The sequence below is a fragment of the Rhodococcus sp. NPDC019050 genome, from assembly GCF_055664235.1.
The window spans coordinates 49,059-65,007 of sequence record NZ_JBVOON010000020.1 but is presented as its reverse complement, the minus strand read 5'-3'; the positions used below and the strand labels follow the sequence as shown (position 1 = coordinate 65,007).

General features: G+C 63.5%; 12 protein-coding genes and 2 pseudogenes. 9 read left to right on the top strand and 5 right to left on the bottom strand.

Annotation, left to right across the window (positions count from 1 at the left end; translation table 11 throughout):
- Window positions 1–37: 37 nt before the first annotated feature.
- A complete protein-coding gene (locus AC0B44_RS18570; protein ID WP_471904278.1) occupies window positions 38–6,484 on the top strand; it encodes a DEAD/DEAH box helicase in 6,447 nt (2,148 codons plus the stop codon).
- Window positions 6,485–8,719, top strand: a complete 2,235-nt coding sequence (locus AC0B44_RS18565) for a 3'-5' exonuclease (RefSeq protein WP_471904277.1) — start codon at window positions 6,485–6,487, stop codon at window positions 8,717–8,719. It abuts the gene before it with no gap.
- A 40-nt stretch (window positions 8,720–8,759) separates the two neighbouring features.
- On the opposite strand, the gene AC0B44_RS18560 is transcribed toward AC0B44_RS18565, so the two are convergent.
- From AC0B44_RS18560 to AC0B44_RS18545, 4 genes are all read right to left on the bottom strand, one after another.
- Window positions 8,760–9,539 (bottom strand): hypothetical protein, encoded by a 780-nt coding sequence (locus AC0B44_RS18560; RefSeq protein WP_471904276.1) that lies wholly within the window; start codon window positions 9,537–9,539, stop codon window positions 8,760–8,762.
- Window positions 9,540–9,591: 52 nt separating this feature from the next.
- Window positions 9,592–10,776 carry a hypothetical protein gene (locus tag AC0B44_RS18555; protein ID WP_471904275.1) on the bottom strand — a complete coding sequence of 395 codons (1,185 nt, stop codon included), beginning with the start codon at window positions 10,774–10,776 and terminating at the stop codon, window positions 9,592–9,594.
- Window positions 10,773–10,976 (bottom strand): hypothetical protein, encoded by a 204-nt coding sequence (locus tag AC0B44_RS18550; RefSeq protein WP_471904274.1) that lies wholly within the window; start codon window positions 10,974–10,976, stop codon window positions 10,773–10,775. Before AC0B44_RS18550 ends, AC0B44_RS18555 begins: the two co-directional genes overlap by 4 nt.
- Window positions 10,977–11,050: 74 nt before the next feature.
- Window positions 11,051–11,332 carry an SAV_915 family protein gene (locus tag AC0B44_RS18545; protein ID WP_471904273.1) on the bottom strand — a complete coding sequence of 94 codons (282 nt, stop codon included), beginning with the start codon at window positions 11,330–11,332 and terminating at the stop codon, window positions 11,051–11,053.
- A gap of 376 nt (window positions 11,333–11,708) precedes the next feature.
- Between AC0B44_RS18545 and AC0B44_RS18540 the strand changes: the two genes are divergently transcribed.
- The 4 genes and pseudogenes from AC0B44_RS18540 to AC0B44_RS18525 all read left to right on the top strand — a co-directional run.
- On the top strand, window positions 11,709–12,710 hold the full coding sequence (locus AC0B44_RS18540) for a hypothetical protein (protein ID WP_471904272.1): 1,002 nt from the start codon (window positions 11,709–11,711) through the stop codon (window positions 12,708–12,710).
- The gene (locus AC0B44_RS18535) at window positions 12,691–13,131 is read left to right on the top strand and encodes a hypothetical protein (RefSeq protein ID WP_471904271.1); all 441 of its coding nucleotides are present in this window, start codon (window positions 12,691–12,693) and stop codon (window positions 13,129–13,131) included. The genes AC0B44_RS18540 and AC0B44_RS18535 overlap by 20 nt, the downstream gene beginning before the upstream one ends.
- Before the next feature lie 10 nt (window positions 13,132–13,141).
- Window positions 13,142–13,306 carry a hypothetical protein gene (locus tag AC0B44_RS18530; protein WP_471904270.1) on the top strand — a complete coding sequence of 55 codons (165 nt, stop codon included), beginning with the start codon at window positions 13,142–13,144 and terminating at the stop codon, window positions 13,304–13,306.
- A 466-nt stretch (window positions 13,307–13,772) separates the two neighbouring features.
- Window positions 13,773–14,152 (top strand): annotated as a pseudogene (locus tag AC0B44_RS18525) (transposase); the annotation flags it as partial.
- Between the two features lie 11 nt (window positions 14,153–14,163).
- Here the strand turns inward: AC0B44_RS18525 and AC0B44_RS18520 are convergent.
- A pseudogene (locus tag AC0B44_RS18520) lies at window positions 14,164–14,325 on the bottom strand (helix-turn-helix domain-containing protein); the annotation flags it as partial.
- A gap of 66 nt (window positions 14,326–14,391) precedes the next feature.
- Between AC0B44_RS18520 and AC0B44_RS18515 the strand changes: the two are divergent.
- The 3 genes from AC0B44_RS18515 (at window position 14,392) to AC0B44_RS18505 (ending at window position 15,843) form a co-directional block, all read left to right on the top strand.
- On the top strand, window positions 14,392–14,520 hold the full coding sequence (locus AC0B44_RS18515) for an alpha/beta-hydrolase family protein (RefSeq protein ID WP_471904269.1): 129 nt from the start codon (window positions 14,392–14,394) through the stop codon (window positions 14,518–14,520).
- 18 nt (window positions 14,521–14,538) lie between these two features.
- Window positions 14,539–14,742 carry a hypothetical protein gene (locus AC0B44_RS18510; protein WP_471904268.1) on the top strand — a complete coding sequence of 68 codons (204 nt, stop codon included), beginning with the start codon at window positions 14,539–14,541 and terminating at the stop codon, window positions 14,740–14,742.
- Window positions 14,743–14,853: 111 nt separating this feature from the next.
- Window positions 14,854–15,843, top strand: coding sequence for a linear amide C-N hydrolase (locus AC0B44_RS18505; RefSeq protein WP_471904267.1), 990 nt, complete (start codon window positions 14,854–14,856; stop codon window positions 15,841–15,843).
- Window positions 15,844–15,949 lie beyond the last annotated feature (106 nt).

Genomic DNA, 15,949 nt, shown 5'->3' with positions numbered 1-15,949 from the left:
ACGAATTATCGAAGCGTGAAAGGATCGCGAGCGAGTCATGGGGGCATTGCTGCCGACACTGCAGGCCGAACACCTGAGCGAAGGGCTGACCGATTATCTCGCCACCACATTCGCGCTGACCGATCCGGACGCTCAGGGCGCCCTGACCGACTTCATCGGCGATCCCGACCACGGCATGTTCAAGGGCCCCTACGTGCGGTTGCGCCTACCATTCGCACCGGCGAGTGGTAACTGGGGCATGCATCTCGACTGGTGGCCCGACGGATTCACACCCTACGGTCATCAGGCTCGAGCGTTCGAACGTTTATCGACAAAGTTCCAGACTCGGCCGCAACCGACCATGGTCACGACCGGCACCGGATCCGGTAAGACCGAGGCGTTCCTCATACCGATCCTCGACCATGTGTTGCGGGCGAAGAAGGCCGGCCTCACCGGGACCAAAGCACTGATCCTGTACCCGATGAATGCGCTGGCCAACGACCAGGCCGAACGGCTTGCCGCCCTCATCACCGAGCATTCCGAGCTCAGTGGTATCACCGCTGGTCTCTACACGGGCCAGCAATCCTCCGGGGGACGAACCCGGGTGTCCGAGCACGGTCTCATCACCGACCGCACCCTGATGCGGGATGCGCCGCCGGACATCCTGCTCACCAACTACAAGATGCTCGACCAGTTGCTGTTGCGTCCCGCCGATGCACCGCTGTGGCGCCTGTCGGCGGAATCGTTGCAGTACATCGTCCTCGACGAGTTCCACACCTACGACGGTGCGCAAGGCACCGACGTCGCGATGCTACTGCGCCGGCTCGGGCTGACGCTCAAGAGCCACTGGACCGAGAACTCGAAGGTCACCGATACCGATTGCGCCCGACCCCTCGGAAAGCTCACACCCGTCGCCACCTCCGCAACCCTGGGTTCGAAGACCGATCCGACTGCGATGCTCGGCTTCGCGCAGACGGTGTTCGGGGAGAAATTCGACGAGGACGCGGTGATCGGGGAAACCCGCATCACGACCGAGCAGTGGCTCGCGGACCGTCGCACTGACCTCGACCGGCTCTACCGCCCCGTCGATCCGGTGGTCGTCGACGCCGTCGACCGCATCTCGAAGGCCGCTGCGGCGGACACCCCCGGCCGCGACAACAACGTTGTCATCGCCCGCGCCGTGCTCGCGGAACTGTATGAGCGCGCCGATGACATCGAGGCCGATCGCGCCCTCACCGACGCCGACCTGAAGGTGATGAGCAGCCCCGACGAGGTGCTCGATCTGCTCAAGGGACACCGCCTGGTCGCGACCGTCCTCGAGCAGGCCACCGACGCGATTTCCCTCGCCGACCTCGCAACCCGAGTGTTCCCCGTGTCCGCACGTGAGCGTGATGCCCGCCGCGCCGCAACCGCTCAGCAACGCTTCCTTGACTACCTGTTCGCGCTCCTGTCCCACGTGCGCGCCGAGGTAGGTCGTGTTGCACTGAATGTGGATGTGCACCTGTGGATCCGCGAGTTGAGTCGCATCGATCGCGTCGTGCACACCACCGCCGGTTACCGATGGTCCGACGACGGCGACACAGAAGGCGACCACGAGCTCTACCTGCCGGCGATCTTCTGCAGGAACTGTGGCCGATCGGGGTGGGGTGCGCGGCTCGGCCCCACTGGTAGTGCCCTCGACGTCACCGATGAGGCGATCCGCGCCGACCACGCCGCCGGCGCCTCTCGCTTTCGTGCCCTGATCGCCGCACACAGCGAGGCCCAGGCAGATCGGGACGTGGAGGGGCTACGCTGGTTTCACATCGATCATCGCGACATTCTGGACACCGCACCGGAATCGGACAGCGCAGACATGCTCGCGGGCCGGGTGCTGCCGATTCTCACACTTACCGGGTCCGAGGCGGACGAGAAGTCCACGAAGGATGTGTGCCCCGCGTGCGGCGTCGACGACGGTATCCGATTCCTCGGTAGTGCCGTTGCCACCCAGCTGTCGGTTACCCTGTCGAATCTGTTCGGGGACAAGGATCTCGACGCCGGCGAGAAGAAGGCGCTGATGTTCACGGACAGCGTCCAGGACGCTGCGCACCGGGCCGGATTCGTACAGGCCCGCTCCCACAGCCTGAGCCTGCGCTCCACGCTGCGCGGCGCATTGTCTGCCGGTCCGCTCGATCTGACCGAGCTCGCTCAGGCCGTGGTTACCCGCGCCGGCGACGATCCGATCCGCCGCTACCAGCTGCTCGCCCCGGACATCGTGGACCGCGACGAGTTCTCCCCGTTCTGGAAGGCCGGTGCCCACCACAGCTCCCGCCGGGCGGCGGAAAAGAAGGCCAAGCGCCGTCTGCAGTTCGACATCGACCTCGAGTTCGGTCTGCAATCCCGCACGGGTCGCACCCTCGAACTGACCGGCAGCGTCGTCGCCGAGGTGTACCTCGGGGCGCCGGGTCGAGCCGCCACCCTGGGCCGGCTCGCAGCCGAGAACACCGAGCACGTCCAGTTGAAGCTCACCGAGAGTTTCGCGCCGGGTGAGCAGCGCACGATGTTCGACGACCCTCGCGGCGATCAAATGAGTTTGGGCGACACCGCCGATCCGCCGATCCTCGATCGTGAGGCCCTGGCCAGGTGGGTGCGCGGCACCGTCGAACGCATCCGCACCCAGGGCGGTATCCATCACGAATGGTTGCGTCGCTACCTGGAGAAGAACGCCAACCGGTATCACGTCTGGACCGGGCGCCCCAAGGGTGAAGGCATGCCCGCCTTCCCCAAGGGCAGACCCGCGCCGACCTTCCCCGCGCTCGGATCCGGATCACGTTCGCTCCCCGAAGGTTTCGATTCGATCACCTCGCCGGCGTCCTGGTATGCACGGTGGGCGTCGCGGTGCCTGGACGTCTCACCGTACGACGGAGCGTTTCTCGCGAAGGCACTGTTCGCACTGCTCACCGAGCAGAGGGTGCTCGAAACCGTCACCACCGAAACGGGCACAACCGTCTACGGCTTGGCGCCCACCACCGTGCAGGTCAGCGCTCCGCGCCTCGGGGACCTCGAGAATCGGAAGCACCTGCTGGTGTGCGACGTGTGCCAGGCGCCCGCGCCCGGCAGCGCCACCGTCGTCAACGAGATGGACGGCGCGCCGTGCCTGTTGGTGCGCTGCCCGGGCAACCTGCGCCGAGCGCCGCGGAACGAGAACTTCTACCGCAACCTGTACAACTCGTCGGAGATGAAGCGCGTCGTGGCGCGCGAACACACCTCACTGCTACCCACCGAGACACGGCTCGAATACGAGACGGCGTTCAAGAAAGGCGGCGCCGACCCTCAGGCTCCGAACGTGCTCGTCGCCACTCCGACGTTGGAGATGGGCATCGACATCGGCGACCTGTCCACCGTCATGCTCGGCTCACTGCCGCGGTCGGTGTCGTCGTACCTTCAGCGGGTGGGCCGCGCCGGCCGTCTTACCGGCAACTCCCTCGTCCTCGCCTACGTGCGCGGCCGCGGTGAACATCTGCCGAAACTGTTCGATCCGCTGTCGGTGATCCAGGGCGAGGTGCGTCCACCGGCGACGTTCCTCAACGCCGAGGAAATCCTGCAACGTCAATATGTTGCGCACCTCCTGGACCTGTTTGCACGCGACCCGCAGAAGGTGGCGCCGAAGGACGCCCGCGCGGCACTCGGAAGTTTCGACGACGGCAGTTGGTTGGCCAACGTCATCGAGCACGCCGACACTCATTCTGCAGTTCTGACCACCGGATTCCTCGATCAGTTCGGCGGACTGCTCAGCAAGGACGCCGAGGCAGCCCTGCTCTCCTGGGCCACGCCAGCCGATATCGGTGAGCCCAGCGGCCTCGTGCAACACCTGCGACACACCGTGCACCGGTGGAACCGGGATCTCACCGAGCTGACCGCCCGCAAGAATGCGGTCGAGCAGCAGATGCCCGAGCTCGAACGCAGATCCGATTCTCCCGCCGCCACGGACGACGACAGGCGTGCCCTGCGCACCGCACAGGGTTCTCGGAAACTGTTGGCCTCTCAGATCCGTTCGATCACCGACGAGTACTGGATTTCGGTCCTCGAGGCGTACGGAGTGCTTCCCAACTACACCCTGCTCGACGACTCGGTGACCCTCGACGTCGGCGTCTCCTGGATCGACCCCGACAGCTCTGCCTACATGGGCGATTCGATGAGTTACCAGCGTGGCTCGCGGATCGCACTCACCGAACTCGCCCCCGGCGCAACCTTCTACGCCCAAGGCCTGGCGGTCAAGATCGACGCGGTCGACCTTGGCACCGGAGAATCGAACATCCACACGTGGCAGGTGTGCCCGCAGTGCGGATGGGTCGGGATCAGCCCCGCAGGTGCGGAGCCCAAGCTCGTCCCCTCCTGTCCCCGCTGCAAGAACACCGCAATCTCGGATGTCAGCCAGCGCCTGCATGTGGTGGAGATGGAAAGGGTGTCTGCGGAGGTGCGCCGTGACGAGGCCGCCATCAGCGACAGCCGCGACGACCGGCACCGCGAACCGTTCACCGTCGCGGTCGCCGCGGACATAGATCCGGCACATGTCGGCCGGGCCTGGTTCGTACAGGGTCGAGAGTTCGGCGCAGAATACCTGCGCCGTCTCGACATTCGGTGGCTCAACCTCGGTAAGCGCACCTCCCAGGGCAAGAAACGCATCATCGCCGGTGAGGAATCGGCAACCGGCCTGTTCCGTGTATGCGCGGCGTGCGGGCAACTCGACACGGCGGCGGGCCGCAACGACCCGTACGAGCACCGCACCTGGTGCCGGCTCCGCAAGGCCGATGCCGAGGATGTCCGCGAGATCGCCCTGGCCCGTAGCCTGCGCACCCAGGGCGTGCTACTGCACCTGCCGCCCGAACTCGAATACGACAACTTCGCACATCCGAGTCTCAGTGCCGCCCTCCTGCTGGGTCTGCGTCAGGTGATCGGCGGCTCCCCCGAGCACCTCGCCGTCGCCACCATCAGCGACGCCCTGCGCGCTCCGGACCGGCGCGCGCTGCTCATCCACGACACCGTGCCCGGCGGCACCGGCTATCTCGCCGAGTTCGCCGACCCGGAGAAGGTCCACGCAATGCTCGCCGCTGCCCGAAAGGTAGTGCGTGAATGTCCGTGCCGCGGGGAGGATCGCCTCGCCTGCCACCGATGCCTGCTGCCTTTCGCTCCGCCGCACGAACTGGACAAGGTTTCGCGGACCACCGCCCTGAAGGTCCTCAACGACCTCCTCGATGTGGGAGCGCATTCCGAACCCGACCTCGACGATTGGAATGCCCATATCACCGAGGAGGCGCCGCCGGTGCCGCCCGCAAGTGACGAATCGTTCCTGGAGAAGGACTTCTACACCGCGTTCATCGGCCGGCTGCGATCCATGGGTGCCTCCGTCGTCGAGAAACCGGGCACCTACGGCCCGTCTGCGACCATCACGCTCCAAGGCAAGAAGGTTCGCCGTTGGTCGCTCGTCCCGCAAGTACTGCTGGGCACGGTGAAACCGGATTTTGTGCTTCAAACCACCGACAGCTCGATCCGGCCGATTGCGATATTCGCCGACGGGCGTGCTTTCCACGCCTCACCCGGCTGCAACCGTGTTGCGGACGACGCGCACAAACGCGCCGGGCTACGTGAGTCCGGCTATATGGTGTGGTCCTTCGGGCACGAGGATCTGCAGCGTTTCAAAAGCAACGACGAGCAGATCCCGTCGTGGTTCGACGAGAACGCAGCCAAGGTGGTCACGACACACTTCCATGTGCGGCCTGCACTATTGAAGTTGCTCGCCAAGGATCCGGTGACGCAGCTGCTCGAGTTCATGGTCGACCCGGACATCGCGCCGTGGGAGGCCTTCGGCCGCGCACTGCCGTATCTGTTCGTCCGCAGCGACAATCGCGTTCGCTCGACTGCCGAGTCGATACTGGAGTCCGCTCTCGCCGCACTGAAGGGCTCCCGCCCCTTCACCGACAGTGGCGCGGACGTGTGCTGGTCGCTCACAGAGGGCACGCTTACGATGGCCGCCGCCACCTCACGCGCTGACCGGTCGGCCACCGCGGTCCTCGCGCTCGACGACCGCGACGACGTCCTCGACAACCTCGACGGCCGCGCCTGGAAGGAATGGCTGCGCCTGTCGAACTGGCTGGGCATCACCGACCGTCACCGCATCACTACAAGGTCGCTGCTCGAATCCTCTCCCGCGCCGGTGTCCATCGGAGCCGGCGATGAGCAGCCATTTCCCCCCAATTGGCAATCGCTGCTCGACGAGACGGTGTCGGAAGCTGAACGCACTCTCATCAGAGCGATCGCCTCCACCGACCCACGGGTTCCTTTACCTCAACTCGGTTACGAGACCGAGGAAGGCGAAGTGCTCGACCTCGCGTGGGAGGGCCACCGTATCGGTGTGCTGCTCGAGGAATCTGGAACCGAGGCAACTACGATGGCCGACACCGGGTGGACATTGTGCCGACCTGACGCGGCACAGATTGTCGCAGTGCTGAAAACGAACGGGGTGCTATAAGTGGCGAATTTGGTCATCGCGTCGAACAACAAAGCGATGCGGAAGCTCGACCGGTCCGTCAAAAACAAGGTGATGGACTTCTTCGAGAAGCTCAGCGCCGACGACACCGCATCCGGATTGCATATCGAGCCACTCCAGGTCGCCGCTGATCCCCGGGTCCGCACCGGACGGGTCGATCTGCATTATCGTGCGATTCTCTTCCGCGTCGAGGACCAATTCGGCGACCCCACGTACATCTACATGGGCACCTGGCCGCACGACGAAGCAATCAGCCTCGCCGGACGTTCCACACTTCGAGTCAATCCCATCAACGGCGCACTCGAAGGCATCATCGGAGAACTCGACGGGACAGCCGACCGTAAAAAGCGTGTGGTCGTGCCCGATCCCACCGGCGAACTCGACCGGGCACTTGCGAAATCCGCCGATACCCCGCCCTATCTGCTCGGTCTCGGTTTCACTCTCGCGGATCTCACGGACAAGCTCGGTATCGACCCGGCAATCGCGGAACTCGCAATGGACGCCCCCGACGAGGACGCCGTCCTGCATATCGCAGAGAAGGCTCTGGAGTGGGAGGGCAGCGCACTGCTCGAACTCATCACCGGGATCAGCATCGACGAGATCCGTGCCAAGCACGGATTCACCGAGACTCCGATCGACTCCTCACTCGACGAGGATCAGCAGATCCTGGAGGCACTCGACCGTCCCGCCTCGAAGATGCAGTTCGCCTACATCGAAGACGACGAGGAGTTACGCCGCGTCATCGAGAGCGGCGACTTCGGCGCTTGGCGCACATTTCTGCATCCCGAGCAGCGGACCTACGCGGAGAAGGATCAAAGCGGGTCGTTCCGCTTGTCCGGCGGAGCCGGCACCGGCAAGACCGTCGTAGCGATCCATCGCGCCCGGCACCTTGGCAAGCAGAACCCCGATGCGCGGATAATCCTTACGACCTACAACAAGACCCTCGCTCTCGGTATCGAAGCGGACCTGCGCTTCCTCGACCCCAACATCCCTATCGCGCCCAAGCTCGGGAAACCGGGGGTCTACGTGCGGGGCGTCGACGCTCTCGCGAAGGCTGTGCTGGACCAGGCTGATGATCTAGGTCCGGCCAGTGAAGCCGTCCTGGGTGCGGCGTACCACTTCGGCCATGCCCGCACTCGCTCCGACGTGGTGTGGCGCGAGGTCATCGATTCAACCGACAGTGGTCTCGACGCCAAACTGTCCACGCCGAACTTTCTCGAAAACGAATACGTCGCGGTAGTTCTCGCCAACAAGGTGACCACACTCGAGCAGTACGCCAAAGTAGCGAGGCCGGGGCGCGGCGTCCGCTTGAGCCGGCCGCAGCGTCTTGCCGTGTGGAAGCTCATCGAAGGGTACCGGCGACACAGCCGCATGGACGGCACCCTCAGCTTCCCAGAGGTGCTCGCAGTAGCTGCCGAACACCTGCGCATACAACACGAAGCAGGCCGCGGGTATATCGCCGACCACGTCATCGTCGACGAAGCCCAAGACCTACACGCCACACATTGGGCGCTGCTGCGCGCACTGGTGCCCGAGGGACCGAACGACCTGTTCATCGCGGAGGACTCCCACCAGCGGATCTACGGCCAGCCCGTCGTGCTCGGCCGGCTCGGCATCAAGATCGTGGGCCGGTCTCGGCGGTTGACACTGAACTACCGCACCACGGCGCAAAACCTGCATTTCGCTGTCGGGATTCTGTCCGGCGCCGAATACAAAGATCTTGAACAGGGTGAGGAATCCACCACCGAGTATCGCTCCGCTCGTCTCGGACCCAACCCACGCCTGGTCGAATGCTCTTCCCAGACAGAAGAACTCGAGAGAGTAGCAGCACAGGTACGACAGTGGATCGATGACGGCATCGAACCTGAAACCATCGCCGTGCTCACCCGAGGATTGGACGAGCGCGGTCGGTTCGTCCGTGCGCTCGGAGAACGAGGCATCGACGCCCGCGCGCTCGAAGACAACCAACCCTCCTCCGGCCACGTTCAGGTATTGACCATGCACCGAGCCAAGGGGATGGAATTCTCTCGCGTCATCCTCGCCGGTGTAGACGAGGCCCACGTCCCCTCACTTGCATCACTGCGGACGGTACCGGAGGAAGAGAAGGATGAGGCACTACTGCGGGAGCGCTCGTTGCTCTATGTTGCGGCGAGCCGTGCGCGCGACGAACTCGTGGTCACATGGAGCGGGAAGCGGTCCGCCCTGATCGGCAGTTAGGGTGCATCGGATACGAACACGGCTCTGAGGAGGTCTGCTTTCAACACGTATCAGAAAACGGAAAAACTCGGGTCCGAATCCGGTCCAGAGCGGCATCGGTCCCCAGCTCGCTTCGATACCCAGGGTTTTCGAGGTAGAACCGCAAGAGCGAGTAGAGAAGCACCGGATCGATCGGGTGCATGTGACAATGCACTTCGATCATCGGTGTGATGGGCAACCCGTCCCACCCGAGACCTCGGGGCACCGTCGCACGTCTCTCCCACTGTGCTGCAGGGTGTCCGAGAAGCACAACCACCCAGTTTCCGAGTACCACGGGCCTGACTGTAAGGATGGAGTGCCAGTCCAACGTCGATTCCAGACTCCAGCCTCGTTGGTGGATCACGTTCGGTGTCAACACAAGTCGTCCACGGCGAATTCTTCCGATCAGCATCATGGGAAGAAAGAAGCCCACAACGCATCCGAACACGGTCAGCATGATGCCGACGACTATTATCCCTCCACCACCGCCATGACGAAAAATATCCGCTGCAGCCGACAGGCAGAGTCCAGCCCCGGCGAGGAAAAATGTCGTCACCACTGCGAATACGATCCGTGAATGTTCGATGACAGTCGCCGACACACCGTTCCACTCCATGGTGCGAATCGAGCGCACCCGATTCCGACGCGCATTCGCCGCGAAGGGCATCAGAATCGCGCTCACTAATACGCAACTGAACAACACTCCATATTTCGCCAGGTATGGATCACCGATCACGAGTCCACCTGCCGCAATGAGTAGCGCAGGAACGGAAAACGCCGACATGACGATCACCGAGAGCACCAGGCGTCGAGTCCATCTTCGCGCCGACCATTCGATCGGTCGTGAGAGCTGATCAGAATAGTGCATCCCAGATACCTTCCACAACATCGCCAACGGCTGATCCGGCCTCGGCGACCGCGTCGACACCGGCTGAAACAGCACCTCCCACATCCCCGATCCCGTTGGCGTACAAAGCGTCTACCGAACCTGATGTGACGAGCCCTGCGGCTGATCCCACGGCTGCGCCGACAATCGCCCCTGCCGTTGTCCCCAGGACCGGCACAGCCGACCCCAAAAAGGCACCGGTCCCCGCACCCGCTGCCAACGAGGCGCCGAATCCCGCAGCCCCGGAAACAACCGCCTGACCAACCGGTTTGTCCGTGGCAAGTACGTCGTATGCCACGCCTGCAACCGCCAAAGCTCCGCCGAGCTTGATACCACTCATTCGCGCCAGGCCGTCAGACCTGACAGCCGCGGCTGCCGCGTCGTCGGCACGATGGGCGAAGGCCCTCCCGAGATCGAAATCTCGGTAGACCGCCGAGGCTGGTGTACCGGGTACTCCCGCTCGCGCCAGGTCGACGTACTTCTGCGCTTCTCCGGCCAAGAACGCTGCGTTCTTCCTCAATGCGGCCGCGTTCACAACAGCGAGTGCACCGGATATGCCGTTCACCGAGTTGGCGGCAAAGAAGAACCATTTGCTTGTAATTTCCGCCCCGACGTTGCGGGTCGATTCCAGCGCGATCATCCAGACAGATCTCGCGGCTCTCACTGCGGCGTCGGCGATCTCGAAGGCTGCGGTCAGCTCGTCATGTCGACGTCGTGCCGACACAGCGGCGTCATAGGCCGAAACAACGCTCGGCGACGCGTCCTCCGGCGGTACGCCGGGAACCAACGGGGGAGTTCCCGGTGGATGAATCAGCCAGCCTTCCACCGCCAATCCGGATTCCCGTGCCGCGTCGCGTGCGCTCTCCAGATCCGACTGGGCGGATCGCAGTTGGCCGGCCAGGTTGTCGATGTGGCGCCCGTAGTCGGCAATCGTCTCAGCGAAGCGCTCCGCGGTCTGGGCGTCCGTAGTGAGGAGCTTCCGAAAGTCCTCGCTTGCCGGGCCTTCCCATCCACCGTCCGCCAGGCGGCGCGCGGCGTACATCACATCGGCCGCTCGGTCGGCTTCGGCCGCGAGTTTATCGGTGAGCCATCGTCCCACCGTACGAATGGATTCGGGGTCACCGGGCAGGCGGGTATCGAGCGGCTCGGTCATTCGGCCCACACCCGGGTCAGGTCGGCGGCGAGATCGTGATCCCCGTTGCGATACGCGGTGTTGATCTCTGCGACGACAACGCTGGTCGCCGCGAGGGCGGCAACCAGGTCGCCCCCGTTCTCCAGTAGCAGGGCAGCGATTCCCAGTACGAGCGCCGTCGCGTCCCCCGCATCGACCGACAACGGAACGGTCTCGCCCACTTCCCCGACAGTTCTACTGGCAGTCCCGCACATCGCCGTTATCTCTTCGAGTGCAGTGTGATCGACGTAAACGCTCACTCCCCCGACACCTGCCCCTCCGGCGTGAAAACGTCCAGCAGCAGCAGGTCGAACGGGTCAGCGCGGTGAAGGGCCTCCAAGGCAACCGCCGGGAGTGCAACACACGGTTTGAGGTCCCCGCAACATCTCTGGAACCTGTCGAAAGCGGAATGGTTCAGAAGCGCCGTCCGGCCGTCCTGGGTGCGTCTCAGCTCGACCACTGCATCCGCAGAATCGATCACTTTCTCGATGCATGGCAGATAAACGATCGGTGGTATTTCTCGCACAGCACTGCTCATAATCCCCCCTTGGATCCGACCACCGATCCCCATCGGTGTTCCCCACCCGGATTCCGGCGCCAAGGGTAACGCATTGCGACGTGCAGCAAGTGAGCGTGATCTTCGAGGTACTGTAGTTGCCCGTAAGGCGCCGGGGTGTCAGGCATCTGCCGAGGTCGTTGTCGATCATTCGAACAGGGGACAGTCAGAAGACCCGCAATCCCCTAAAGTCACCTTTCTGAACTGCCCCTGCCACAATCACACCGTTTCGGCGCCGGCCACCACACCTGCGCACTCGCCGCACTTGATGCCTACGCACTTCGACCTTCAACACCACCGTTTGGTTGATTATCCGATTTCGATGGCACACTCAGCCAACCCGCATGAAGGAAAGTACATGGTCCTACCCCTGATACCTGCCGCACTGATCGCGATCGGTGCCGTGACCGGTAGCGGCGGTGTCGCTCTCGGCGGCAAGGGCATTGCCGACCGAAAAAAAGCATCGAGCCAGTTGCGTACGGCCGTGGAGCGATACACGAAGCGGCGCGATGCTATCGAGGAACGCATAGGCAAGACGAATGCCGAACTCGAAGCGCTGGGCGACCTGCAGCAACAATCGCTGGTGGATGTCGTGTTGCGAATGGCAGAGTTCCTTCGCCGCAACGAAAAGCAGGTCCGAGACAACGAGAAACTACTGGCCGACGGACTTCATGCAGGCATCTCCTATTTCGACGGGCCGAGTGGACTCGAACTCAATCTCGGCGGGTGGATCAGCGGGGTGATGGGAGCGGCAGCGACCGGAGTCGGAACCGCGTCTGCAGTCTCGGCCGCGGCCACCAGCTTCGGGGTTGCCAGCACGGGGGCTGCCATTTCGGGCCTGTCAGGAGCGGCCGCGCAGAGCGCCGCTATGGCTTGGCTCGGCGGAGGCGCATTATCGGCGGGTGGCGGTGGAGTGGCGCTCGGGGCCGCCGCACTCAATGTCGTGACCCTCGGTCCCGCACTACTCATCAGCGGTTTCGTCATCAAGGGCCAGGGTGAGAAAGCACTCACCGAAGCCGCCGAACTCCAAGCAAGAATCGAGATCGCGAACGCCGAACTGGGCACCACAGATGCGCTTTTGACGGGTATCGACCAGCGGATCGACGAGCTCCGCGACCTCCTCCGCACATTGACCACCAAAGCCGTCGCGGCACTGGACCTTCTCGACTCGGAGAGTTTCGACCCACGCGTCCACACATCCCGTTTCCAGAAAGCGATGGCACTCACCGTGGCCGTCCGGGATGTCGCTGCGACTCCCGTCCTCGACGAAGACGGCGAACTGACCGAGGACAGCGCGAAAGTGGCCGTACGGTACCGCCCCATGACCCGAGGAGACGGCATTGGCGCCGAAGAAGCCTGATCAGAAAATCTACGAAGGCGATGTGTTAGGCCCTGTGAGACGCGCGATCTCCGCCGCCGACGGATTCACCGCGCTATCCCAGTTGGTTTCAGCCGCGCAGGAGTGCATCGAAATCCACGCCGTCGAGCAAACGAAGCGCGCGAGACTCCACACCTACGCAGCCGCGGAGGTCCAGCGCATCAAATCCGCCGAGTCGATCGTCAAGGGATACTTCGAGCAAGCGTTCGCGGAGCGACGAACAACCTTCGACGCTTTGTTCACCCGACTCGACCAGGCGCTCGAGCAAGACAACACGCAAGCAATCACTGACGTGCTACGGGGAATCGTCGACATCGCCAGAACATCTCCCCTCGCGGATCTGGGCGATCTCGGTCAGATCCGTGCCGCACTCGACGATCCCGACCAGGTATGGGAGCTCTGAAGGTCGGCACATGAGCGACGATCCGATCCCTGCATCGGTCGCTATCGGCGCACTCTCCGCCAACATATTCGTCACGGCCGATGCGCTCGAGTCTGCCGAGATGCTGGTCGAGTTCGCAATCCCGAAAGTCGAGTTACTCGCCCAAACGACATTCAGTCCATCCACCCCGACATAGAGAGTCTTTCCGAAGCCGCAACAACCGACTTGCCGAGGGTTCTCGGGGAGGGACTTTCGGACGCACTGTGGGCGCTCAGGAAAGCTCGGGCACATATGGTTCCCGGCTCGAAACCCTGCGTCGGACCCACAAATGGTCCGCAGCCCGCATCGCCCATGAACTCGCCGCCGACGGCATCAGGCACGATATGTGCGACATCCAGCAGGTCGCCGGGCTCGAATACACAAACAGCACAACGCTTCTCACATTCGCGCATGACGGTGGCGCAGCCGAGCCATGACCTCTCGGCGTAGCCGGCAATCGAAATCATCCGCGTCTACGTGTGATGCGAGCAAAACGTCCATCCATCACCCCTACTTGCTCACAACGAACGTATACGTGATCGAGCCGCGACCGGATGTCCCATGCCTATGCCGAAACCGGTCAGCTCTGAACCGTGCTCGGGGCGAGTCGATTTCGATCCAAGCTCGGGGTCTCGACCTGCCGGATGGAGAAACTCGTCGACACCCTCGGAATCACCTCACTGCCGAAATCGCAGGTCAGCGTCATGGCAAAGGAACTCAAAGGGCAGGTCGGCGCGTTTCGGAACCGGCCTTTGGGCCAGGGCCCGTACACATTCGTCATCGCCGACGCCCTCGTGCTCAAAGCCCGCGAGAACGGCCGAGTCGTCATCGTCCACGCCTTGGTCGCGGTCGGGGTCAACGCCGACGGCTACCGCGAAACGCTGGGCATGATGTCACCTCCGCCGAAGACGGCGCCGGCTGACTGACCTTCTTCCGCGGACTGGTCGCCCGGGGCCTGTTCGGGGTGCAGCTGGTGACCTCCGATGCCCACGCCGGCCTCGTCGGCCTTGCGCTGCGCAAGATCCACCATGCTGCGTGCGACGTGGGCTGGTGATGAGGGACGCTGGGCCGGTCGAGCAGACCGAGCTCGCCGTGTTCGCGGTAGCGGGCCATCCATTTGCTGGCGCACGCTCGGGAGATTCCCGTCTCTGCCGCGACATGCGAGATCGGACGGGTATTTCCCATCTTGCCGCCGGAAGGCCCGTCCACCTTCTTCAACTCCTGAGCTGGTGTCGCAACGTCATGACCCGCAACATCCCGATCGTGTGGTGGTCCTCCCAACTGGTTCGGCACCGCCCGGATCGGCTGCGCGAGGAACGCGGCGCCGACATCGACCAAGAGATGTCGTGGATGCCGTTCGTCACGCTCTGACAGGTCACGCTGGATATGGTGCTCGCAGCCGAGGTACCAGGTGGACTCGGCCACACCTACACCTCCGAAGCGGCGTTCTTCTGGACCGACCTTCTCGAAGTCGAGGACGAGGTGCGGGTCAAAGCAATCCTCGACGCACTGTCCCGGACGAATGACGACACAATTCACCCCGACAGTCGATCCCCGGCTGTATCGTTGACGACATCGTTTGTCACCCCGTGATACAACATCGAAATCCCTTGCGAATCGGCACAGGAATGCGAACCGGGATACGCCGAGTCACAGGTACTGGAAACTGCCGATGCGCGGAACTCCCGCGGAAAGGTGTCGCGTATGTGCACCCGAGTCGTGTGGCACGGCCCATCCGGTCAAGTGCTTGTAGGCCGGAACATGGATTACCACCGAGAGACCGCCACCAACCTGTGGGCGTTCCCCCGGGGAATGACACGTGACGACGGGGTCGGCGGGCAACTCTCGTGGACGTCGAAGTACGGCAGCGTGGTTGCGGGAGCCTACGACGTGATGACCGTCGACGGCCTCAACGAAGCCGGGTTGGCGGGGCACGTCCTGTGGCTGACCGAGTCGGACTACGGGCACCGCGACACCAGCAAACCCGCGCTGAGCGTCGCGGTGTGGATGCAGTACTTCCTCGACAACTTCTCCACCGTCGCCGACGCCGTCGCGTACGTCGAGGAGAACGAACTGCGGGTCGTGCCGCTGGGCGATCCCGCGACCGGCGAGGTGCCGGCGGTTCACCTCGCCCTCGACGATGCGACCGGCGATTCCGCGATCATCGAATACCTCGACGGCAAGCCCACGGTGTGGCACAGCCGCGACTACACAGTCATGACCAACTCACCCACCTACTGCGAGCAGTTGAAACTGCTCGAACGCGTCCAGGGGTTCGGTGGCGACGAACCTCTCCCCGGCACCGATGCGGCACCCGACAGATTCGCCCGCGCGGCTCACTACGTCGGGCGACTTCCCGTCCCCGACAGCCAGGTTCAGGCCATCGCGGGAATGTTCAGCGTCATCCGCAACGCCGCACAACCGTTCCGAGTGCCGGATCCTGGGAAACCGTTTGCATCGCAGACGCTTTGGCAGATCGTCGCAGATCTGACGGGCAAGCGTTACGTCTTCGAGTCGACGACGCGTCCCAACATCGTGTGGGTGGACCTCGAGGATCTCGACTTCTCGGAAGGGGCGTCGGCACGCAAGCTGGATCTGCTCGGCGACACCGCCGTCGAAGGTGGTTTGGTGGGCAATGTCAGTGATCGCTTCGAGAATTCGGATCCGCTGACGTTCATCGCCCTACCGTCGTAGACGCCGCACCCTTCGTATACGAAGAGTCCCCAAGAGACAATGTCTTCGGGGATCCTTCGCTGAGAGTTGTTGCACATCAATAAATATCAGGCACCTGTGTACTTTG

What these genes read in the sequence shown, in the direction of transcription:
- AC0B44_RS18505 (WP_471904267.1), top strand. Translation starts at nt 14,854, where the DNA reads ATGTGCACCCGAGTCGTGTGGCACGGCCCATCCGGTCAAGTGCTTGTA.
- AC0B44_RS18555 (WP_471904275.1), bottom strand. Translation starts at nt 10,776, where the DNA reads ATGACCGAGCCGCTCGATACCCGCCTGCCCGGTGACCCCGAATCCATT.
- AC0B44_RS18515 (WP_471904269.1), top strand. Translation starts at nt 14,392, where the DNA reads ATGACCCGCAACATCCCGATCGTGTGGTGGTCCTCCCAACTGGTTCGG.
- AC0B44_RS18540 (WP_471904272.1), top strand. Translation starts at nt 11,709, where the DNA reads ATGGTCCTACCCCTGATACCTGCCGCACTGATCGCGATCGGTGCCGTG.
- AC0B44_RS18570 (WP_471904278.1), top strand. Translation starts at nt 38, where the DNA reads ATGGGGGCATTGCTGCCGACACTGCAGGCCGAACACCTGAGCGAAGGG.
- AC0B44_RS18545 (WP_471904273.1), bottom strand. Translation starts at nt 11,332, where the DNA reads ATGAGCAGTGCTGTGCGAGAAATACCACCGATCGTTTATCTGCCATGC.
- AC0B44_RS18530 (WP_471904270.1), top strand. Translation starts at nt 13,142, where the DNA reads ATGAGCGACGATCCGATCCCTGCATCGGTCGCTATCGGCGCACTCTCC.